Consider the following 21,550-nt stretch of genomic DNA (forward strand, 5'->3'; position numbering starts at 1 on the left):
ATCAGTCCAGAGTACGCGTCACTTCCTCGCGCTCGAAGATCTCGATCACGTCGCCTGGGCGCACATCGTCGTAGTTCTCGAACGCCATACCGCATTCCTGGCCCGATTGAACCTCGGACACTTCGTCCTTGAAGCGCTTCAGCGTTTTCAGCGTGCCTTCGTGGATCACCACATCGTCGCGCAGCAGGCGGACGCCAGCAGAACGGCGCGCCACACCCTCGGTCACAAGACAGCCGGCAACCTTGCCGACGCCCGACACCTTGAACACTTCCTTGATCTGCGCGTACCCGATGAAGTTTTCACGGATTTCGGCCGACAACAGACCCGAAGCAGCCGCTTTCACATCATCCACGAGGTCGTAGATCACGCTGTAGTAACGCAACTCGACGCCCTTCTGGTTCGCCGTATTCCGTGCCGACGCGTTCGCGCGCACGTTAAAGCCCAGGATCGGTGCGCCCGATGCTTCGGCCAGGCCGACATCGGTTTCCGTGATCGCGCCAACACCCGAATGCAGAACGCGCACGCGCACTTCGTCGTTGCCGATCTTTTCCATCGCCTGAACGATGGCTTCCGCAGACCCCTGCACGTCGGCCTTGACCAGAATGGGCAGTTCCTTGACGTTCTCGTCCGCCTTGGCCTTGGCCAGAAGCTGGTCCAGCGTGGTCGCGGCACCTGCTGCGGCACGTTTGTCCTTGGCGGCCTGCTCACGATATTCTGCGATCTCGCGGGCCTGTGCCTCGGTGTCCACAACGTTCAGAACGTCGCCGGCTTCGGGCGTGCCGTTCAGGCCGAGCACCTCTACGGGAACGGATGGGCCAGCCTCTTCGACGCGGTCGCCACGGTCGTTGATCAGCGCACGGACCTTACCCCACTGCTCACCCACGACAAAGATATCGCCCTGATGCAGGGTGCCTTTCTGCACCAGCACCGTCGCGACCGGGCCGCGCCCGACATCCAACTGCGCCTCGATCACTGCGCCTTCGGCGGCACGATCGGGGTTGGCTTTCAGTTCCAGGATTTCCGCCTGCAGCGCGATCGCCTCAAGCAGTTCGTCAAGGCCCTGGCCGGTGATGGCCGACACTTCGACATCCTGCACTTCGCCCGACATCGCCTCGACGATGACTTCGTGCTGCAGCAACTCGGCGCGCACCTTGTCAGGATCGGCGTCGGGCTTGTCGCACTTGTTGATCGCGACGATCATCGGAACACCCGCCGCCTTGGCGTGGTTGATCGCTTCGATCGTCTGCGGCATGACCGAGTCATCGGCGGCGACCACCAGGACAACGATATCCGTCACCTGCGCACCGCGCGACCGCATCGACGTAAAGGCCGCGTGGCCCGGCGTATCGAGGAATGTCAGAACCGAACCGCCATCGGTCGTCACCTGGTAGGCACCGATATGCTGGGTGATGCCGCCAGCCTCGCCAGCCGTCACCTTGGCGTCACGGATCGCATCCAGAAGCGATGTCTTGCCGTGGTCGACATGGCCCATGATCGTGATCACGGGGGGACGCGGCTGCAGGTCTTCGTCCTTGTCCTCGACCTGGCTGATCACGTCCTCTACGTCCGCGTCCGAAACGCGCACGACGCGGTGGCCGAATTCTTCGATGATCAGCTCGGCTGTGTCGGCGTCGATGGACTGGTTCTGCGTGACCATCATGCCCATCTTCATCAGTTCCTTGACCACGTCGGCAGAGCGTTCCGCCATACGGTTGGCCAGTTCGCTGACAACGATGGTTTCGGGCAGCTGCACGTCGCGCACAACCTTTTCACGCTCTTGCGCACCGCCCATAGCCTTTTGGCGCATGCGTTCCTGCTTGCGCTTCATCGCGGCCATGGATTTCTGGCGGCCACCTTCGCCACCGGAAAGGGCCTGGTTCAGCGTCAGCTTGCCGGCGCGACGGCCACCGTCATCACGGCCCTTGCCGCGCGGACGCTGCTCTTCGCGTTCGACCTTGCGAGGGGCCTCTTTTTCCTTGGGCTTGCCACGCGCGGCCGGTGTCGCCTCTTCCGGGGCGGGCGCGGCGGCGGCGCGCTTGGCCGCGTCTTCCGCCTCACGGCGCTGGCGCTCATCTTCCTCGGCCTTGGCCTTGGCACGCTCTTCGGCCTCTTTCTGTTCGCGCTCTTTCTGTTCCTTTTCGGCACGCATGCGCTCACGCTCTTCGGCGCGGGCTTTTTCCTCGGCCTCGCGCTGCGCCTGCTCCTCGGATTCCTTTTCCTTGGCCAGTTGCAACGCCTTCAGGCGGCGCTCCATTTCCGCATCGGTGATGCCCGCGGGCCGCTTTGCCGGATCGGAAGAGCCCTGCTTTTGGCCGGCGCCGGTGGAGGCAGCAGGCTTCGACGTCGCACCCGGCTTGGGCATCACGACGCGCTTGCGCTTGGTTTCCACCACGACGTTCTTGGTCCGGCCGTGGCTAAAGCTCTGCTTTACGTTCCCCGAACGGGGCCCGCCACGTACACCCAAAGTTTTCTTACCGTCGTTATCGCTCATTTGCGTCTTCTATCCTTTCCGGCAGAGTCCCCGCCGTCTGAGAGGCGCAGACCCTTAAGTCTTGCGGCCTCCTCTACAACACGCGACGCCAAACCACCAGCGGCAAGCGCAACGTGTATCACGTTTTGTCTTCCAAAGGCCAATCCCAGCTCATCGGCGGTCAGCCATCCGATGAACCTTCCGCCTTGCGGCGTGGACAGCTTCGATTTCCCCCGGCCCGAGCCGTCGCTGGCTTGAATCAGGATGTCGGCCTGATCCTTCGACAGCCAGTCCTTGACCTTTTCGAACCCGGCTACGGCCTGCCCGCCCTTTCGGGCCAGGCTCAACAGATCGACAACGCGGCGCGCCAGCATGGCTTCGACCCTGTCGGCCAGATCGTCGGGCGCCGTGACCTGCATCTTCGCAGCGCGCGAAAACAGGCCCTTCTTCCCGGCCTTGTCGATCGCCGCACGGTCCGCCGACACCCATATGCCGCGCCCCGGCAGTTTCTCCGCAAGGTCGGGAACGACCGACGCGTCGGGGCCGACCACAAAGCGGATCAATCCCGTCTTCGGCGCGGTCTGCCCCGTGACGATGCACTTGCGTTCGGGTGCATCGCCCTTTGTCTTTGGCTGTCCGCCCCGCGTCATCCGCGCGCCTCCGAGGCCTGAGATCAGGCCTCGGCCTCCTCTGCGGTGTCGTCGTCGGAGTCGCTTTCGGCTTCGTCCGCTTCAAGATCGGCCAGATCGACCCAGCCCAGCTGGAGCCGCGCCGACATGACAAGGTTCTGCGCTTCTTCAAGGCTGACTTCGAAGGGTTCCAGCAGACCGTCGTCCTTGACGCGTTCACCGTCGACGGTCGTCCAGCCACCGGCCAGTTCCCAGTCTGCGCAGGTTGCGAAATCTTCAAGCGATTTGATGCCGTCTTCGGCCAGCGCCACGATCATTTGGGGCGTCAGGCCCTCGAATTCAACCAGGCTGTCCTGAACACCCAGCTCACGGGCGCGTTCCAGTGCGGCGCGGGCCTGCTCTTCCAGGACGTCGCGGGCGCGGGCCTGCAGCTCGTTGGCGGTGTCCTCGTCAACCCCGTCGATCACCAGAAGTTCGTCAAGCTCGACATAGGCGACTTCTTCGAGGCTGGTGAAACCTTCGGAAACCAGCAGCTGGGCAAAGAACTCATCCAGGTCCAATGTGTCCATGAACAGCTTGGTGCGCTCTTCGAATTCCTTCTGACGGCGCTCGGATTCCTCGGCCTCGGTCATGATGTCGATATCGAGGCCCGTCAGCTGGCTGGCAAGCCGCACGTTCTGGCCCCGGCGACCGATGGCCAGCGAAAGCTGGTCGTCGGGCACGACGACTTCGATGCGCTCGGCGTCTTCGTCCAGAACCACCTTGGACACCTCTGCCGGCTGCAACGCGTTCACAAGGAAAGTCGGCACATCCTCGTTCCACGGGATGATGTCGATCTTTTCGCCCTGCAGTTCGTTCACGACGGCCTGCACACGGCTGCCGCGCATACCGACACAGGCACCCACAGGGTCGATCGACCCGTCATAGGAAATGACGGCGATCTTGGCGCGGCTGCCGGGATCACGGGCCACGGCCTTGATCTCGATGATGCCATCGTAGATCTCGGGCACTTCCATCTTGAACAGCTCGGCCATGAATTCGGGTGCCGTGCGCGACAGGAAAATCTGCGGGCCACGCGCTTCGCGGCGCACGTCCTTGATGTAGCAGCGGATGCGGTCGCCGTTTCGATATGCCTCGCGGCCGATCTTCTCGTTGCGGCGCAGGATGGCTTCGCCCCGGCCGACATCGACGATGACGTTGCCGTATTCCTCGCGCTTGACGATCCCGTTGATGATCGTGCCGACGCGGTCCTTGAACTCTTCGAACTGGCGGTCACGCTCGGCTTCGCGGACCTTTTGCAGGATCACCTGCTTGGCCGACTGCGCGGCGATCCGGCCCATTTCGACCGGCGGCACTTCTTCGATGAACTGGTCGCCGACCTTGGGATCTTCGAGGTACTGCTTGGCCTGCTCGACCGTCATTTCCGCCTGGTAGTTTTCCAGCTCGTCATCCTCGACCACCGTGCGCACGCGGGTAAACGTGGCGCGGCCGGTCTTGCGGTCGATCGACACGCGAATGTCCATTTCGCTGCCGTAGCGGCTCTTGGCGGCACGCGCGAGCGACTCTTCCATCGCCTCGACCACAAGGCCGGGGTCGATCATCTTTTCGCGGGCCACGGCCTCGGCCGTTTGCAAAAGCTCAAGCTGGTTTGCAGAAGTGATGGCCATGTTTTCAGTCCTCCTGGGAACCGTCTTCGGTTTCTATGTCGTCAAACGCGGTTTCGTTCAGAACGCCCGCTTCCTTGCGCGCCTTCAGCATTTCCTTGATCAGGTCGTCGGTCAGAACCAGCTTGGCATCCGCCAGCCAGTCGAACGGCAACCCGATCGTGCCTTCGGTGACGTTGATCAGAACGTCATTGTCTTCGACACCCGCCAGCACGCCCTTGAACCTGCGGCGGCCGTCGATGTTCTCGACCGTTTCCAGCTTGGCTTCGTAGCCCTCGAACGCCTCGAAGTCCTTGAGTCGCGTCAGCGGCCGGTCGATGCCGGGGCTGGATACCTCGAGAATGTACTGATCCGTGATCGGGTCTTCGACGTCCAGGACGGCACTGACGGCGTTGGAAATCTCGCCGCATTCGTCGACCTCGATTCCACCAGTCGGACGTTCGGCCATAATTTGCAGCGTATTCGTCTTGCCGCCCATCAGCCGCACGCGCACCAGTTCGAACCCCATATCCTCGATAACGGGGCCGATGATCTCGGCGATACGCCGGTCGATGGCGGTTTTGGCGATCAGGTCGCTCATGCGTGCTCCAGACACAAAAAAACGGGCCAGCGGGCCCGTCGAACTTTCCGGTGGGCGCCGGGTGTGGACCCCAGCGCGCCGCTGTTGAAGGCGATATAGGCGACCGGACCCGAGTCTGCAAGCCGTTAAATCACGCGGCCATCTCCGCAAGCGCGTCCATGATCCGCACCAGTTGCGAACTGATGCCTGGCTCGCTCAGGGCGTGACCCGCATTGCGCACCATGTGCAACTCGGCTTCGGGCCAGCGTTGGGCCAGTTCCCAGGCGGAATGCGGCGGGCAGATCATGTCGTATCGCCCTTGCACGATATCGCCGGGAATTTCCGCGATCTTTTCCATGTCCTGCAGGATCTGACCGTCCCGGTCCAAAAAGGCCTTGTGCGTGAAATAATGATTCTCCAGCCGCGCAAATGCCCTTGCGTAATCGCCCGGCGCCTCGCCCGCATGGCCGTTCGACCCCATCGACGCCAGCGCGTTTTCCCAGGCCGACCACGTGCGGCCGAACCGCATCTCGGTATGCATGTCGCCGGAAAACAGACGCCTGTTATACGCCGCGATCAGATCGTGCCGTTCGTCTTCGGGGATCGGATCGACGAAGCGCGCCCAGACCTCGGGCCAGAAACGCCCGGCTCCGCCGCCATAGAACCAGTCCAGCTCGGCCTGCGTCGCCAGAAAGACACCACGAAGGATCAGGTGCCGCACGGCTTCGGGATGGGTCTGCGCGTAAATTAGCGCCAATGTGGCGCCCCAGCTGCCGCCGAAAACCATCCACTGATCGATTCCCAGGGTCGTTCTGATACGCTCGATATCCTCGACCAGGTGCCATGTCGTGTTGGCGTTGACGCTGGCATGGGGCCGCGACCGTCCGCAGCCACGCTGATCGAACAGAACCGCGCGGTACTTGTCAGGATCGAAAAACCGCCGCATCACAGGGCTGCAGCCGCCACCGGGACCGCCATGAAGCACGACAACAGGGATGCCGTCGGGGTTCCCCGACTGCTCGACATACAGCGTGTGGCCGTCGCCCACCTGCAACATCCGTTGATCGAACGGATCGCGCGACGGGTACAGATGCCGGACCGCGCTGTTTTGACCTGCGTATTTATCCATAAGCGCCCTATATAGGTTGCCGAGGACCACAAGAGCATATGGAGAGCCGAATGCAAACCGCCCAAACCACCGTGGACCCATCCGAAGTCGCCAAATTCGAGGCGATGGCCGCCGAATGGTGGGATCCCAAGGGCAAGTTCAAACCGCTTCACATGCTGAACCCCTGCAGGCTCGACTATATCACGCAGCAGATTGCCGGGGAATTCGGACGCGACCTGAAGGCCGAAAAGCCCTTCGATGGGTTGCGCATCCTGGATATCGGCTGCGGCGGCGGACTGCTGAGCGAACCGATGGCGCGGCTTGGCGCAACCGTGGTGGGCGCCGATGCGGCCGAACGCAACATTCCGGTGGCGCAGATACATGCCGAACAATCAGGGCTGGAGATCGACTATCGCCACACCACGGCCGAAGCCATGGCAGACGCAGGCGAACAGTTCGATGTCGTTCTGAACATGGAGGTCGTCGAACATGTGGCCGATCCACTCGCCTATCTGACCGCTTGCCGGCAATTGCTGAAGCCCGGCGGGCTGATGATCTGTTCGACCATCAACCGCAACGCCAAAAGCTTTGCCATGGCGATTGTCGGGGCCGAATACGTGATGCGCTGGCTGCCCAAGGGCACGCATGAGTGGTCGAAATTCATTACCCCGGATGAGCTTTATGACCTGATTCAGAATGCGGGCCTGACACCCGTGGATCGCAAGGGCTTCGTGTTCAACCCGGTCACCTGGGACTGGTCGCTGTCGTCGCGTGATCTGAGTGTGAACTACGTGACCGCCAGCACCAAACCGGCCTGATCGGCAGGAACAGAGCCTGTTTCAGGCCGGTCAGCCCTCGTCTTCAAGCTTTAGCCGCATCTCACGCAGGATGGGCAGGATCGCGCGCAGCTTTTCCTCGCCCAGTTCCTCGGCCATTTCCGTGATCATTGGCGAAATGGCCGAAAGCGCCGCATCACGCGCCTGGCGGCCTGCCGGGCTGATCGCCACCATCTTGCGCCGCGCATCGTCCCAATCGGGGCGGATATGCACATAACCGGCCCATTCCAGCTTGCCCAAGGTATTGGTCATCGCACCGCGTGTGACGTGAAAGGACTTCGCCAATTGTGCGGGGCTGCGCTCACCGCCCGCGCGGGCAAGGTGGTTCAGAACTGAAAAATGCGAAATCTCCATTCCCTTTGGCAACACCCGCGACAAGCGGTTGCGCACCAACTGATCGGCGGTCAGCAACTCGCTAAACAGCGCAATGGCAAGTGGGCTGGCCGCATCAGACATCGGGCCCTCCATAAGCACGATCATGGGTCAGGGATGGAACGCGCCGCCGCGCATCGGATACCGCCGCCATGTCAAGATCGACAAGGTAAACGCCCGGATCGTTTCCGGCGTCCAGCATAACCTCACCCCAAGGTGAAACAACCATGCTGTGCCCATAGGTCTTGCGCGTTTTGCCAGTGGTCGACGGGTGGCTTCCTGTCTGGGCGGGCGCCAACACGAAGCAGCCGGTTTCAATCGCGCGCGCGCGCAGCAAAGCCTCCCAATGGGCGGCGCCTGTGACCGGCGAGAATGCCGAGGGCACGGTAAGAATTTGCGCCCCGGCCTGCGCCAGAGCGCGATAGAGATGCGGAAAACGCACGTCATAGCAGATCGTCATGCCGACCCGGCCCCCATCCGCATCCGCGACGACAGCACGGTCGCCAGGCCGGTAGCCGGCGCTTTCACGATAGGTTTCCGCCTCGCTCACCTGGACGTCGAACATGTGGATCTTGTCATATCTCGCGGCAATCTCTCCCTTTGGCGAAATCAGGAAAGAGCGGTTCGCAAAACGGCCATCCGCATCGTCCGTCTTCAGCGCCAAAGAGCCGATCAACACCCAGACACCCGACTGCACCGCGGCATCGCGAATTGCGGCCAGCGTCGGGTCATCGTCTTCATGGTGCAAGACCTCTTTCTGGTGCGCCCGGCTGGCGGAAACGCAATTCGTGACTTCGGGCGTCAGAATGAACGTGGCGCCCTGCTCGACGGCCTGCTGCACCATGCCCAGCGCAATGGGCAGATTATCCGACGGCACATCGCCGGAATTCAGTTGCAGCAGCGCCGCGCGCACAATTCAGCCCGCCAGGAGCGGGTCGAGTTTCCCCGCCCGTTCCAGAGCATAAAGATCATCGCAGCCCCCGACATGGGCACCGCCGATGAAAATCTGCGGCACGGTGTATCCACCATTCGCACGCTCGATCATCTCGGGCTTGCGGTCGGGGTTGGCCCAGACGTCGATTTCGGAAAATGTCACGCCCTTCTGTGCCAGCAGGCGCTTGGCTGCGTGGCAAAAGCCGCAAAGCGGCGAGGTGTAGATTTCGACAGGTTGCATAAATGTCCCCTTGCGGAATTTGTGTGTTCTAAGGGGATTTAGGGCCGCTTGGCAACGCGCGCCATAACGATCACGCAAACCTGTGTTGCCCCGGCGGCAAGACAGGCGTCGGCACAGGCGGCAAGCGTCGCGCCCGAAGTCATCACGTCATCCACCAGCAAAACCGCGCGGTTTCGTATCAATTCCGCGCGGGTCCACGGCACCTTGATCGTTGCACTCAGCGCCGCGAACCTCTGATCGCGTCCCTTGCCGTCGAGAACCTCGGTCCTTTTCATGCGGCGCAACAGGTCGGGGCAATGCGGCAGGCCAGTTTCCCGTGAAATCGCACGCGCCAGCAACGCGGACTGATTGAAACGTCTTTGCAAAAGACGCGTCCAATGAAGCGGCACCGGAGCGATCACTGAGTCCGGGTCGAGTATGGGACGGGCCGCCTGCACCATCCAGCGGGCGGCCGGTTGCACGATTTCGTGTCGATCATCGTGCTTTAGCGCCAGAACCAACCGTCGCCCGGTGCCATCGTAAACAAGTGCCGCCCTGCCGCGTGTCCAGGGTCGCGCAATCGCAAGGCAATCGTCGCAATGTGCAATTTCGCCGATTTCTCCGCCAGGCAGCGGCGTTCCGCAGAGATCGCAAACGACACCGCCGATAAATGGCGTGTCGCGCCAGCAGGGACCGCACAGGCCGAAATCGCTTTCGACCATTTCACCGCAATTCAGGCAACGCGGCGGGTAGATCATGTGCATCAGCGTTTGAAGTGCCACCAACCTGCCTCTATATCAACGCGCCATGACAGACGTGCCCCGCCTGACCGACCGCAGCGCCCTGGAGCGCAACCGCGCCCGCGCGAACCGCAAGGGCGCGGCCCTGTTCCTGCACGAGGTCGCGCGTGACGAGATCGATGATCGCCTTTCGATGGTTAACAGGACGTTCACCAATCCCGCCATCATCACGGGATTTCCCGATTTCTGGGCCGCGCACTGGCCGCAGGCGAAAATCGTTCCCGACGACGAGGTTCTGGACCTGGAGCCCGCCGCGCACGACCTGGTGATCCATGCGATGTCCCTGCACTGGGCAAACGACCCGGTGGGCCAGGTGATCCAGTGCCGGCGCGCCCTGAAAGCCGACGGTCTTTTTCTGGCGGTGGCGTTCGGAGGCCAGACCCTTGCCGATCTGCGGACGGCACTTGCCGAGGCTGAATCGCGCGTGACCGGAGGGTTGTCGCCACGCATCGCGCCAATGGCGGAAATCCGGGATATGGGGGCATTGCTGCAACGTGCAGGACTGGCGCTGCCGGTGGCCGACGCGGTTCCGCTGCGCGTGTCATACCCGGATACGCTGGCGTTGATGCGCGATCTACGCGCGATGGGCGAAGGGAATGCCCTGCAGGCCCGGCTGCGCCACCCGACACGCCCGCAGGTTCTGACACAGGCGGCCGCGATCCATGCGGAGCTTGCCGCCGGCGAGGATGGCAGGATCACCGAAACCTACGAAATTGTCGTCCTGACGGGCTGGGCCCCGGATGACAGCCAACCCCAGCCGCTGCGCCCCGGTTCGGCGCAAACCCGGTTGGCCGAGGCGCTTGGCACAAAGGAAACGCCGCTTCGCGATTGACCTGAGCGGAATATCCCTTATGTCCCCGTGCAATTCATGCAAATTCGCGAATAGAACAAAAAGAAACGAGGCCCAGGAATGCTGGATGCGACATCTCAGGCCACGCGCCCCGAACATGCCCCCGCGGATCACCCTGCGATCCCCAAGGAAAAGATCGGCATCCTGCTGGCCAATCTGGGAACGCCGGACAATTACGACTACTGGTCGATGCGCCGGTACCTGAACGAGTTTCTCTCCGATCGCCGGGTGATCGATTATTCGCCCTGGCTCTGGCAGCCTTTGCTTCAGCTGATCATTCTGACCAAGCGCCCGTTCACCAGCGGCGCGGCTTACAAGTCGATCTGGAACGAGGAACAGGGCGAAAGCCCGCTTATGACCATCACCAAGGACCAGACTGCCGCGATCTCCAAGGCCATGCAAAACAAGTATGGTGACAAGGTCGTCGTGGATTTCTGCATGCGCTATGGCAATCCGTCGACCAAATCGAAGGTGCGCAAGATGGTCGAAGCCGGTTGCCGCCGCATCCTGTTCGTGCCGCTCTATCCGCAGCAGGCCGGCGCAACGTCGGCCACCGCGAACGACCAGTTTTTCCGCGCATTGATGGAAGAGAAATGGCAACCGGCAGTGCGGACGATCCCGGCCTATTTCGATCACCCCAAATACATCGAGGCGCTGGCACAATCGGTCGAGCGCGCCTATGCGCAGATGGACGAAAAGCCCGACATGCTGGTGTGCTCCTATCACGGCATGCCAAAGCGGTATCTGCTGGAAGGTGATCCCTACCACTGCCAGTGCCAGAAGAACACGCGCCTTCTGAAAGAGCGGCTGGGCTGGGATGACAGCCAGATCTGCACCACCTTCCAGTCGGTTTTCGGATCGGAAGAATGGCTGCGCCCCTACACGGTCGAACATGTGGCGCACCTTGCCGAAGAGGGCAAAAAGAACATCGCAGTCATCGCGCCCGCCTTTGCCGCCGACTGCATCGAGACGCTGGAAGAGATCAACGAAGAGATCAAGGAAAGCTTCGAAGAGGCGGGTGGCGAAAAATTCACCTACATTCCGTGCCTCAACGACGAGCCTGCACATATCGAGGCCCTGTGCGACGTCATCGAAACCGAACTCGAAGGCTGGATGGTTTCGACCTGATCGGCGGTTTCCACCTGTCCCCTGGATAAAAAAGCGCGGATGTGTCCAGAAGACGCATCCGCGCAGTCACAGGGAGAAAGAGGAAAAACTTTGCGCGGACCCCGCGCGGTACTGGCAAATAAGGTCAGGATACCTTTGCGAGGCACATGTCGGCGACCTGGCGTGCGCTGAAAAAATTCACGTTCTGCGCGATCCTGACGCTGCCGAATGTGGCCGGGATAAGGTGCAGTTCCACATCGACGCGATCGGCAAAGGGATCCGAACGCAGATCGACGAATGTATCCAGTTCGCCATGCGCGACCAGGTCTTCGAAAACCAGCGCGTCATTGCAGAAAAGCTGCACCAGCATCCGTCCGGTGATCTCGAACTGCAGGTAGATCTGGCCGCCCGTCGCCTTGAGCCCCGACGTGGACGTCCGCAGCGTCCCACCCTCGGATTCGTACTTGATCGTGCGTCCGTATGCCCTGCGCACCCAACCTACGGGCTCGACCGGCATCCATTTGGTATGTCTCAGGTTCGTGATCATTTCAGACCTCCTCGCTCAGGTCGGATGGACCGACACGATCCACCACACGTATCATCCATTTCAGCACTTCCCGCTGGGCGTCGCCGATATCCGGGCGCGCCTGAAGGCTTTGTGCCTGCAACCGCATCTCAGGCCAGCGCCTGTAGAAATCGATCAGGTCTTTGATCATGCGGTCATTCGTCGTCACCATCATCAGATGAGCCTTCCGGAAATTTCGTGATGGGGCCCATCGTAGTTGACGCATGGGAATGCTGGGTGTGAATAAACTGTGAACCTCTTGGTTAACACGAATTTGCGCAGTAACGTTTCAATCATTAAGGGAGGGCCAAGGTGGCGACAAAGCTGGAAATTTCCCTGTTCGGTACATGCGTCGTGCGCATCACAGGCGATGAGCCGCAGGAAATTCGCGGCGCCAAACACCGCGCATTGTTCGCGATTCTGGCCACTGCTCCGCTTGGTCGCCGCACGCGGACATACCTTCAGCAAACGCTGTGGGGCGACACCTCTTACGATGCCGGGCACCAGAATCTGCGCCGCGCCTTGTCGGATCTTCGCGGTATGCTGGGGGATGAATTCAGCACCCTTCTGCATGTCACGAACAGCGATGTCGAACTCGATGTGGAACATGTCACCTTCCAGGGGTCGCCCAATGACGGCGCGTTCCTTGAGGATCTGAACATTCGCGAACGGGCCTATCAGGATTGGGTACAAACCATACGTGCCAATCCCGACCAGGTGGCAGCGCTGTTCCGAACGACGCCAAGGGTGCAGTTCGGGCGCCCGCGCCCCCGGGTCACCGCTTTGCCCCTGAAGGTGGTCGGCGCCGACCCCGAGCTGGGGGTTCTGGCGGATTGGGTCGCGGAAGAAACCTGCCGGTCCTTGTCGCGATCCAACCTGCTGACCGTGATTTCGCACCTCAGCAGCCGGGCGATGGCGTCGCGAAGCTTCGATATCGCGGATATTCGCGCGACATTGAATGTCGACTACCTGATCACCGGCACGATGCGCCGTTTCAAGGATGAGATCGTCGTCGATTTCGATTTCATGGATGCCCGCAGCGGCAACATCCTTTGGAACAGGCACCTGAGCTGCCCGGCAGGAGAGTTCACCGATCAGCTGCAGGGGCGGTTGATCAATGTGATCCAGTCGATCGGCAGGACGATCGCAGACATGGCCATCTCGTATGTCCGTGACCGGCCGTTGCCGCAGATCGAGGACCACAACCTGCTGATCGCTGGCGTGTCGTTGATGCACAAACGCCAGATGCGCGATTTTCTCAAATCCCGTGAATTGCTGATCGAGGCGGCGAATCGCACACCGGACGCCGCTGAAATCCATGCCTGGCTGGGAAAATGGTATGTCCTGAGCGTTTTCAACGGTTGGACCGTGGACGCAAAGGATGACACGCAAAAGGCGTTGGATCACACGGCAAGGGCGCTGGGCATCGACCCTGAATCGAGCTTCAGCCTGACGATTGACGGGTTTGCCCACAACAACCTTCTGCAAGACATGGCCGTTGCGGAAGAACGCTATAACATGGCGCTTGAGGCGAACCCGAACGAAAGCCTTTCATGGCTCCTGCGGGGCACGCTCATGGCTTTTCAGGACGATGGCAAGGCCGCCGTACGCGGTATCGAAACGGCGCGCACCCTGTCGCCTATCGATCCGTTCGGCTATTTCTATGACAGCCTCGCAAGTACTGCCTATGTCGCGGCCGAGGACTATCCCAAGGCACTGGAATTCGCCGACCGGTCGCTGGCATTAAACGATCGGCACCTTTCGACGCTGCGCACACGGGTGACGGCCCTGCATTTCCTTGGCCGTACCGATGATGCGCGTGTCACCGCGCAGGAACTGATGCGCCGCCAACCCGATTTCAGTCTCGATTATTATCGCCGCACCCATCCGTCGGCGAACCATCAGGTCGGTCAACGCGTGATCGAGGCGCTGACAGCCGCCGGTATTCGTTAACATCAATAGGGAGAAAGCAAATGTCACAATATGGCGGTTTGGGCGGCCTCGGCGGCCTTGGTGGACTGGGAGGGCTTGGCGGTCTCGGGGGGCTTGGCGGCTTGGGTGGCCTGGGGGCCTCGGGCGCTTATTCCGGTGCAGTAACGTTGGGATTGCAGACCACCGCCGAGGGGTTGAGCCACCTGGTTGGCACCGATCCCGCCGCCGCGGCCGAGCCGATGGATTTCGCGAGCCCGGCAAACCTTTCACGCTGGTCGGGTTGGGTGCGGGGCTCGCTCTATCTCACTGAATACGCCAAAGGGCTGGACTGGAGCGCGAATGCCGCTGCCGAGACCGTGAAGATCAGGATGGACGGCGCAGCGATGGTGACGCTGGCACGTCCGGCAGACACTATTCTTGCCAAACAGGCTGCAATCGTTCGCGACTATGCCGATCTTCGGGCGGACCGGACGGTCGAGATTACCTCGCAACTGGGTTTCCCGACGGAATACTTTTCAATGATCCTTGGCCTGCACAATGCGCAGCACGCAAAAACGCTGGAACTGCTGGCGGCAACGCAAGTCGCGGCAGCGCACACGGCGATGATCGCGAAATACGCCCTGTCCGTGCGGCGACCCGACCAGGTGGATGGCCGGATATTGCCGATGATCGCCACACCGGGTCACGGCAGTTTCCCCAGCGCGCATGCAACCGAAGCTTATGCCGCCATGACCGTGCTTTCGCATGTGGTCGAAGGGTGGGCATCCATGTCCGATCAGACCACGCGTTTGGCGCTTTTGCGCGGCCTGGCGGAACGTATTGCCGTGAACCGCACGGTTGCCGGCGTACACTTCCCGGTCGACAGCTGGGCGGGGGCAACGCTGGGAACAGCCGTCGGACGGGCGGTGTTGCGGCGCTGTGGTCAGCAGGTCGAAACGCCATCTTACTCCTATGCGGCAGTGCATGGCGACTTTACCGATCATGCGTTCTTGAACGATGCCCAGGCAAACGGTCTGACGACGGGGCCGGAATACGCGGTAACGCAGAGCCCTATTTTCAGCTGGATTTGGGACGAAGCGATGAAAGAACGGCAGGGTCCGGGTTCGGGGGCTTGAGCCATGTTTTCACAACGCCCCGATGACCTGCGCATCGACCGCTATACCGGGCCCTACGAACGGTGGGTGTATTCACCCGAACTCGGACAGCCGTTCGTCTTTCCGTCACATGCCGACATTTCGGCGGGCTATTTCACAGCGATGCTGGAAGGGGGCGATACATTGCCGTTTCCGGCGGGGCTCAATGCAAGGTTGCCGCCGATATGGGCGCCCGATGATGTGGGCCACACAATCCTGCCCTTTGCGTTTCATCGGCTGATCCCTCATCACAAGAACGACAAGCTGGATCAGGATGTTGCCGCGTTGCTGAAGGACGCCGGCGATGCCCGGTTTCGGGTGAATTTCCCGATCCGGCCAGATGCCTGGGTGGACGGCTACGACCCAGGCTCGGGGATGGAGGGCTGGGTTGCGCCTGCGACACCGCCAAAGGCAATCATCGCGGTCATAGATGACGGTATTCCGTTCGCGGGCCGCGCGTTTCTTGGCAGCGACGGCCGCACGCGCATCAGCCACTGTTGGCTGCAATCGGCGCCGGCGCAGGAACGCGATGCCGTACCGTTTGGCCGCGAACTTGCGAATGCTGAAATCGATACCCTTCGTGCAAGCGCGGGCCACGACGAGGCCGAGGCTTACCGGCGTTCCGGTACGCTGCTTGAAGGGCGCGAGGGCCGGAGCGGTCTGTTGCGCCGCACGGCGACGCATGGGGCGCAGGTTCTCGCCGCAGCGGCGGGCAACGGCCCGGGAATCCGGGCCGAACCCATAGGCGATGACGTGCAGATCATCGCGGTCGAATTGCCGAACGCCATTTCGTGGGAAACATCCGGTTTCGGGAAAGAGACCTACATCCTCAGCGCGTTGCACTACGTGTTTGACCGCGCCCGCAGGATTGCCGCGGCAACAGGCTCTGATCCGGCGGAATTGCCGCTTTTCGTCAATCTCAGCTATGGGTGGAACGCGGGTCGCCATGATGGCGGATCGGTTCTGGACGACGCGATCGGGCATCTTGTGACCGAGCGGCGAAAATTCCAGCCGCTGACCCAGATCCTTATGCCTACGGGAAATGAATTCGACGCGGATCTGCACGCCCATATCGACGAATCGCGCTTTTCGAACGGGGCGTGCCGGTTGGGGTGGCAGGTGCAGCCCGACGACATGACCTGCAGCTACATGGAAATCTGGTTTCCCGAAGGCATGGACCCTTCGGAATATCAGGTGGACCTGATCCCGCCACACGGCCAGCTGAGCGGTCGCGGAGAGTTGCCGGTAAGCCCCGATCCGGCACTGCCGGACGGCGACCCGCGCAGGTTTGTCGAGATTGAAATGGGGGGACGCAACATTGGTCAGTTGTCCGCCGATATGGATCGCGGGACACGCTGGCGCGTACTGATCGCTCTTCTTCCGACGTGGCACATGCCGGGGCAGATGCGCGCCGCCCCACCCGGCCGCTGGACAGTCGAAGTCAGTCGTACCGCACAGGCCAGCCCGTTGTCGGAAGGCGAAGCGATACGAATCTGGGTCCAAAGGGACGACGACCCGGTCCGAATCGGAACCGGTGGGCGGCAAAGTTACCTGGTGGATCTTGGATCACGCCCGACAAAGGACGAATTGGCGATTTATGACGGGCGGCTGGACCTGGTCCGGGGCTACGGCGGGCTGAGCGCAATCGCCACCTCACCCGGTGTCACGCGTGTCGGCGGGTACGAATCGTTCACGGGGTACCCGTGCCGGTATTCCGGCAGCCCTGGCATATCGGCAAACGGAGCTTTGCCGCCCGCGGTCGATGTATCGGCCCCGTGCGACCGCAGCCGCTTGCGTCCGGGGATGCCTTCGGCGGGTGTGTTCAGTGGGTCGCGGGCCATGCTGTCAGGGACCAGTGCGGCCTGCCCACAGGTAACGCGGCTTTTCGCCCTGAATTGTGTCGCCGGCCGCGATATCTGGCACGGATTCGAAAACCGCCCCGCGCATCTGGGCAATTCGCGCAAAGAGCCGGTATCCCCCATCGCCACGGCACAGCACAACTCTCGGCTTGGAGACCGGATTGCACCACCCCCGAAACGCTTTCTTCTATGAAGTGTTGGAAAGGGATTTCACAAAAAGAAAAGGCGGTGGAAATCCACCGCCTCTCTTTTTGAACGTGTGTTCGAACTTAGTCCGAAGCAGCCACGGCCAGAACCGCCAGCAGCAGCAGCGGGATGGCGATGCCACCAGCCGACGAGCTTGCGGTTTCTTCAACGATGACCGGTGCTTCGATCACGGGCTCTGCCATGTTGCCGGCAAAAGCATTGGTTGCAGCAGCGGCGAAAGCGGCAGCCAGAACGAGTTTCTTCATGTTATCCTCCAGATATTCGCCTGTCGCACACACATGGGCGACGACAAGCACCCAAGACTTACCTCGTAACTATTGGTAAAGCAGCAAAAACTGTCAATTGCAAACCCAGTTTTGCCGCTCGCGCGCCGCTGTGGCGAAAATGTCGTCAAATAAGCAACACCTGCGTACCGACCTTCGTAAGCGCGAACAGCTCGGCAATATGCTCGTTGTAAAGGCCGATGCAGCCGTTCGACGACCGGCGTCCGATCTTGCGCGTGTCATGGGTGCCATGGATGCGGTAATACGTCCAGCTGAGATAGAGAGCATGCGTGCCAAGCGGGTTGTCCGGGCCCGGCGGAACGTAATCCGGCCATTCAGGATTCCGTTCTTTCATCGACGGCGTGGGACGCCAGTCGGGGCCTTCGACCTTGCGGACAACGCTGGTCCGTCCACGGCGCGTCAGATCCTCGGACAGAGGCACGGAAGACGGGTAAAGCTTGTAAACCGACTCGTCCGCAGACCAGTAGTGCAAGGCGCGGCTGTCGATATCGACAAGAACTGCGCCGTTGTTCAGGTTCGAGAAATACGGCCGCCAATCCAGCGTACGGAAGCTCGAGATATTGCGGCGCACCGCCTGGCTGAGATCGCGTTCGACCTCGACAGTGCCGGTGCCGTTAACATCCGACGTGTTTTGCGCCAAAGCAGGCGCCGCCATCATTGCAGCGCCTGCTGCAACAAAGCCGCGCCGTGTCAGTTGAAAGGGCGTCTTCTTGGTCATCGTCTTCTCCGCGGAAATCACAGCGTTCATGATGTCGTTCGTTTATATATTGCGCGAAAGCCGCAGTCGCAAATCAAACGCGCGTCATTTGGCCGACTCACGGTGATGTGGGTTGGAAACACAACGCTACGCACGATAAGCCAGTTCAAAACAACCGCGGACGGACCCATGCGTATTGCTGCCCTTTTCGTTTCTCTTGCCCTTGCCCTGACCGCGTGTGCGCCGACGGCCCCCCAAATGGGCGCCGATGGTAAGCCCCTTCCGCGTCTTTACCGGATCGGAATGGGGGACAAGGCGCGTATCCAGTATCGCATGCTTGATGCGGTCAACGCGTTGCGCCGGGCGGCCGGCGCCCCCGAGGTCGAACTTGATGCCAAGCTGACAGCCGCTGCCGCGACCCATTCCCGCGACATGTCGGTTCAGAATCGGCCGTGGCATTTCGGATCGGACGGATCGTCCCCGATCGACCGCGTGCGCCGCGTCGGATATGACGGCATGCTCTTGGGTGAAAACATCTCGGAAACCTACGAAACCGAGCTTGAAACGCTGGGCGCCTGGATGGAGCAACCCGACACCCGCCGCGTCATCGTCGATCCTGACGCACGGAAGCTGGGTTTTTCCTGGTACCAGGAATCGAACGGCAAAATCTGGTGGACCCTGATCACCGGAACCTGACCCAACCGATCACGGTCGTATCGTGATCGGCGTTCCGTCACGCACCATGGCGTAGATATCTTCGATTTCCTTGTTGGAAACGGCGATACAACCCGCTGTCCAATCGCGCCCGCCCTTGCGGTACTTCCAGGGTCGGCCATGAATGAAGATGTCCCCGCCGGGGCTTTTTCCGGCTTCCTGGGCAAATTCGCGATCGCCGTCACCCGGATAGTTGATGCCGAGCGACAGATGAAACTCGCTGTTGGGGTTGCGGCGGTCGATGATGTAGGTGCCTTCCGGCGTCCGGCCGTCGCCTTCGAACTGCTTGTGCCCGACCGGCGCGAACCCCAGCCCGATGTTATATGCCTTTAGCGCCTGGTCATGGTGTAGCAGGTACATCCTGCGCTCACCCTTGTTGACCAGAACATGCGTGACCTCGGGGCCGTTGTAGGTCTTGAACTTGCTGGCGCAGCCAGAAAGCGCAAGCACGGCGGCCAGGATAGCCAGTATACGAAACATGATAGTTTTGCCTGCTGCGATTTGCCTTTGTTCTGACGCCACAAATACACCAGAGCAACCACCGCGAGCCAGAGATTTTCCGATGTAATCGAAACAGTCAGCTTATTCGCGCTTGGCCAGCATGGCCTCGATCGAATCGAGCCGCGCAAGCACCTCGTCGCGGTAGGCATCGGTGCGCTGGTTGTCTTCTTCGTGGTGCGCGTCCTGCATGGAGTTCACGATCAGGCCCACCAACAGGTTCACGACCGCGAAGGTCGTCACCAGTATGAACGGAAGGAAGAACGCCCACGCATAGGGATAAACCTCCATCACCGGGCGGACGATCCCCATCGACCAGCTTTCGAGCGTCATGATCTGAAACAGCGAATAGGCCGACCGGCCCAGCGTGCCGAACCAGTCGGGAAAGGACGCGCCAAACAGCTTGGTCGCCATCACTGCCCCGATGTAGAAGATCAGCGTCATCAGCATGAAAACACTTCCCATGCCGGGAAGCGCGTTCAAAAGCCCCTCGACCACGCGGCGCAGGCGGGGTGCAACGGAAACCACGCGCAATACCCGCAGGATGCGCAACGCCCGCAGCACCGACAGGCCCTGCCCCGCAGGCACAAGCGAAATACCGACGATCACGAAATCGAAGATGTTCCAGCCGGATTTGAAGAACCGCGGACCCTTGGCAATCAGCTTGAGCACGATCTCGATGACAAAAACGGCCAGGCACAGCTTGTCCAGCAGGACGATAAGGTCGCCAAACCGCGCCATCGCCACTTGCGAGGTTTCCAGCCCCAGGATGATCGCGTTGAAGATGATGACAGCCACGATCGTGTTGCGCACGACCGCCTGATCAAGCCATCTATCCAACTGTTCACGCATGAAAAACCGGGCCCCTGCTTCCGTGAGTTTCGGTCACATATGGGGCGCGGTCAGACGGGCGACAAGCTCTACATGGCTGGACCAGCGGAATTGATCCACCACCTGCACCCAATCCAGGTGCCAGCCCGCATCGACCATGACACGCGCATCGCGGGCAAAGGTGACCGGATTGCAGGAAACAAAGGCGATGTCGCGGATACCGCTTTGGGCCAAATCGGCCACCTGTGCCTCGGCACCGGCGCGCGGCGGGTCGATCACGGCGGCATCGTAGCCGCGCAGGTCTTGGGCCATGACCGGATTGCGGAACAGATCGCGCGCTTCGGTGGTGACGCGCTTCAACCCCTGCGCCATACGCCAGCCTTTGTCGAGTGCCGCAAGCATGGCTGCCGACCCTTCGACGGCGTGCACCTCGGCGCTTTCGGCCAAGGGCAACGCAAAGGTGCCGCAGCCGGCAAACAGGTCGATCACGCGTCCTGCGTCACCGATGATTTCCTGCACCGCGGACAGCAGCGCGGCTTCTCCGTCTTCAGTGGCCTGAAGGAACGCGCCGGGTGGCGGGGACACCTCGGCGCGACCCATGCGTTGCGTCGGCGGCATGCGTGTCGCGATCACTTCGTCATCCCAGGACAAGCGGGCAAGACCGGATGCTTCGGCCACCTGGGCCAGTTCCATGCGCAACGGTCCGTCCAGCGGCTTGCCGCCCGTAACGGCAATATCCAGACCGTTCAGCGTCCGGGTGACCAAAACGGCCAGCTCGCCCTTTCGGCTGCCGCCGATGATTGCAAGGCGCTCGGCAACCGCAAGGGCAGGCTTCAAGTCAGGATGAACAAGCTCGCAATCAGCGATTTCGACAATCGTACCGGACGCGCGCCCATGAAATCCGGCAATAGCCCCCTTTTTCGTGCGCCGCGCGGACAGCCCGGCACGCCGGCGGCTTTGGGCCGGGGATGTGTGAACGGGACGGAAAGTGGCGGTCAGTCCCTGCGCTTCGAGTGCGGTGCGCACGACACCCATCTTCCATTGAGCGACGAAATCGTCGCTTGCATGCTGCAACAGGCAACCACCGCAGGATTTGAAATGCCGACAAGGCGGCGCGACACGATCGGCCGATGGCGTGATGATCCTGATTTCCGTCAGGCGCGACCCGTCCCGCACGCCTTCGACCACCTCGCCCGGCAGGGTAAGTGGCGCAAAAACGGGACCGGCAGCGATACCGTCGCCCTGATGGCCCAGGCGTTGAATTTCGAAACGTTCCATGGCT

Annotated in this window: 23 protein-coding genes; 7 read left to right on the forward strand and 16 right to left on the reverse strand. The window is 61.4% G+C overall.

Going from position 1 to position 21,550, the window contains the following annotated elements; all coding sequences use genetic code 11:
• Position 1: 1 nt before the first annotated feature.
• The 5 genes from infB to pip form a co-directional block, all read right to left on the reverse strand.
• The gene (gene infB / locus BLT50_RS11195) at positions 2-2,491 is read right to left on the reverse strand and encodes a translation initiation factor IF-2 (protein WP_090028772.1); all 2,490 of its coding nucleotides are present in this window, start codon (positions 2,489-2,491) and stop codon (positions 2-4) included.
• Positions 2,488-3,120, reverse strand: a complete 633-nt coding sequence (locus BLT50_RS11200) for an RNA-binding protein (protein WP_090028773.1) — start codon at positions 3,118-3,120, stop codon at positions 2,488-2,490. Before BLT50_RS11200 ends, infB begins: the two co-directional genes overlap by 4 nt.
• Positions 3,121-3,143: 23 nt before the next feature.
• Positions 3,144-4,766 (reverse strand): transcription termination factor NusA, encoded by a 1,623-nt coding sequence (gene nusA / locus BLT50_RS11205; RefSeq protein WP_090028774.1) that lies wholly within the window; start codon positions 4,764-4,766, stop codon positions 3,144-3,146.
• A 4-nt stretch (positions 4,767-4,770) separates the two neighbouring features.
• Complete coding sequence (gene rimP / locus BLT50_RS11210; RefSeq protein ID WP_090028775.1) at positions 4,771-5,343, reverse strand: ribosome maturation factor RimP; 573 nt, start codon at positions 5,341-5,343, stop codon at positions 4,771-4,773.
• Between the two features lie 130 nt (positions 5,344-5,473).
• Positions 5,474-6,451 (reverse strand): prolyl aminopeptidase, encoded by a 978-nt coding sequence (gene pip, locus BLT50_RS11215; protein ID WP_090028776.1) that lies wholly within the window; start codon positions 6,449-6,451, stop codon positions 5,474-5,476.
• A gap of 50 nt (positions 6,452-6,501) precedes the next feature.
• Here pip and ubiG point away from each other — a divergent pair, with 50 nt between their 5' ends.
• Positions 6,502-7,248: a bifunctional 2-polyprenyl-6-hydroxyphenol methylase/3-demethylubiquinol 3-O-methyltransferase UbiG gene (ubiG, locus tag BLT50_RS11220; protein WP_090028777.1), complete on the forward strand. Its 747-nt coding sequence runs from the start codon at positions 6,502-6,504 to the stop codon at positions 7,246-7,248.
• 30 nt (positions 7,249-7,278) lie between these two features.
• Here the strand turns inward: ubiG and BLT50_RS11225 are convergent, their stop codons facing one another.
• The 4 genes from BLT50_RS11225 to BLT50_RS11240 are packed head-to-tail and all read right to left on the reverse strand — an operon-like array spanning position 7,279 to position 9,555.
• Complete coding sequence (locus BLT50_RS11225) at positions 7,279-7,722, reverse strand: MarR family winged helix-turn-helix transcriptional regulator (RefSeq protein ID WP_090028879.1); 444 nt, start codon at positions 7,720-7,722, stop codon at positions 7,279-7,281.
• Complete coding sequence (locus BLT50_RS11230) at positions 7,715-8,551, reverse strand: carbon-nitrogen hydrolase family protein (protein ID WP_090028778.1); 837 nt, start codon at positions 8,549-8,551, stop codon at positions 7,715-7,717. Before BLT50_RS11230 ends, BLT50_RS11225 begins: the two co-directional genes overlap by 8 nt.
• A 3-nt stretch (positions 8,552-8,554) precedes the next feature.
• Positions 8,555-8,812 carry a glutaredoxin 3 gene (grxC, locus tag BLT50_RS11235; RefSeq protein ID WP_090028779.1) on the reverse strand — a complete coding sequence of 86 codons (258 nt, stop codon included), beginning with the start codon at positions 8,810-8,812 and terminating at the stop codon, positions 8,555-8,557.
• A 38-nt stretch (positions 8,813-8,850) separates the two neighbouring features.
• Positions 8,851-9,555 carry a double zinc ribbon domain-containing protein gene (locus BLT50_RS11240; protein ID WP_425433954.1) on the reverse strand — a complete coding sequence of 235 codons (705 nt, stop codon included), beginning with the start codon at positions 9,553-9,555 and terminating at the stop codon, positions 8,851-8,853.
• A gap of 43 nt (positions 9,556-9,598) precedes the next feature.
• On the opposite strand from BLT50_RS11240, the gene BLT50_RS11245 reads away from it, so the two are divergent.
• A complete protein-coding gene (locus BLT50_RS11245; protein WP_090028780.1) occupies positions 9,599-10,423 on the forward strand; it encodes a class I SAM-dependent methyltransferase in 825 nt (274 codons plus the stop codon).
• A 78-nt stretch (positions 10,424-10,501) separates the two neighbouring features.
• Positions 10,502-11,569 carry a ferrochelatase gene (gene hemH, locus BLT50_RS11250; RefSeq protein ID WP_090028781.1) on the forward strand — a complete coding sequence of 356 codons (1,068 nt, stop codon included), beginning with the start codon at positions 10,502-10,504 and terminating at the stop codon, positions 11,567-11,569.
• 124 nt (positions 11,570-11,693) lie between these two features.
• Here the strand turns inward: hemH and BLT50_RS11255 are convergent, their stop codons facing one another.
• Positions 11,694-12,095, reverse strand: coding sequence for a hypothetical protein (locus tag BLT50_RS11255; RefSeq protein WP_090028782.1), 402 nt, complete (start codon positions 12,093-12,095; stop codon positions 11,694-11,696).
• Between the two features lies 1 nt (position 12,096).
• Positions 12,097-12,288, reverse strand: coding sequence for a hypothetical protein (locus BLT50_RS11260; protein WP_090028783.1), 192 nt, complete (start codon positions 12,286-12,288; stop codon positions 12,097-12,099).
• Positions 12,289-12,425: 137 nt separating this feature from the next.
• Between BLT50_RS11260 and BLT50_RS11265 the strand changes: the two genes are divergently transcribed.
• Genes BLT50_RS11265 through BLT50_RS11275 form a run of 3 tightly spaced genes read left to right on the forward strand, consistent with a single transcriptional unit; the run spans position 12,426 to position 17,230 of the window.
• Entirely contained in the window at positions 12,426-14,066 is a 1,641-nt protein-coding gene (locus tag BLT50_RS11265) for a hypothetical protein (RefSeq protein WP_090028784.1), read from the forward strand.
• Between the two features lie 20 nt (positions 14,067-14,086).
• Entirely contained in the window at positions 14,087-15,160 is a 1,074-nt protein-coding gene (locus BLT50_RS19305) for a phosphatase PAP2 family protein (RefSeq protein WP_175491461.1), read from the forward strand.
• A gap of 3 nt (positions 15,161-15,163) precedes the next feature.
• Positions 15,164-17,230, forward strand: coding sequence for a S8/S53 family peptidase (locus BLT50_RS11275; protein WP_090028786.1), 2,067 nt, complete (start codon positions 15,164-15,166; stop codon positions 17,228-17,230).
• A 76-nt stretch (positions 17,231-17,306) separates the two neighbouring features.
• Here the strand turns inward: BLT50_RS11275 and BLT50_RS11280 are convergent, their stop codons facing one another.
• Positions 17,307-17,489, reverse strand: a complete 183-nt coding sequence (locus tag BLT50_RS11280) for a hypothetical protein (RefSeq protein WP_090028881.1) — start codon at positions 17,487-17,489, stop codon at positions 17,307-17,309.
• 145 nt (positions 17,490-17,634) lie between these two features.
• On the reverse strand, positions 17,635-18,246 hold the full coding sequence (locus BLT50_RS11285) for a L,D-transpeptidase (RefSeq protein WP_090028882.1): 612 nt from the start codon (positions 18,244-18,246) through the stop codon (positions 17,635-17,637).
• A gap of 168 nt (positions 18,247-18,414) precedes the next feature.
• Here BLT50_RS11285 and dalA point away from each other — a divergent pair, with 168 nt between their 5' ends.
• Positions 18,415-18,921: a divisome-associated lipoprotein DalA gene (dalA, locus tag BLT50_RS11290; RefSeq protein WP_090028883.1), complete on the forward strand. Its 507-nt coding sequence runs from the start codon at positions 18,415-18,417 to the stop codon at positions 18,919-18,921.
• A gap of 9 nt (positions 18,922-18,930) precedes the next feature.
• Here the strand turns inward: dalA and BLT50_RS11295 are convergent, their stop codons facing one another.
• The 3 genes from BLT50_RS11295 to BLT50_RS11305 form a co-directional block, all read right to left on the reverse strand.
• Entirely contained in the window at positions 18,931-19,419 is a 489-nt protein-coding gene (locus tag BLT50_RS11295) for a L,D-transpeptidase family protein (RefSeq protein WP_090028787.1), read from the reverse strand.
• 102 nt (positions 19,420-19,521) lie between these two features.
• Positions 19,522-20,289, reverse strand: coding sequence for an ion transporter (locus BLT50_RS11300; RefSeq protein WP_090028788.1), 768 nt, complete (start codon positions 20,287-20,289; stop codon positions 19,522-19,524).
• Between the two features lie 33 nt (positions 20,290-20,322).
• Positions 20,323-21,546 (reverse strand): class I SAM-dependent RNA methyltransferase, encoded by a 1,224-nt coding sequence (locus BLT50_RS11305; RefSeq protein WP_090028789.1) that lies wholly within the window; start codon positions 21,544-21,546, stop codon positions 20,323-20,325.
• Positions 21,547-21,550 lie beyond the last annotated feature (4 nt).

It is taken from the genome of Lutimaribacter saemankumensis (assembly GCF_900100005.1).
Taxonomy (GTDB): Bacteria; Pseudomonadota; Alphaproteobacteria; order Rhodobacterales; family Rhodobacteraceae; genus Lutimaribacter; species Lutimaribacter saemankumensis.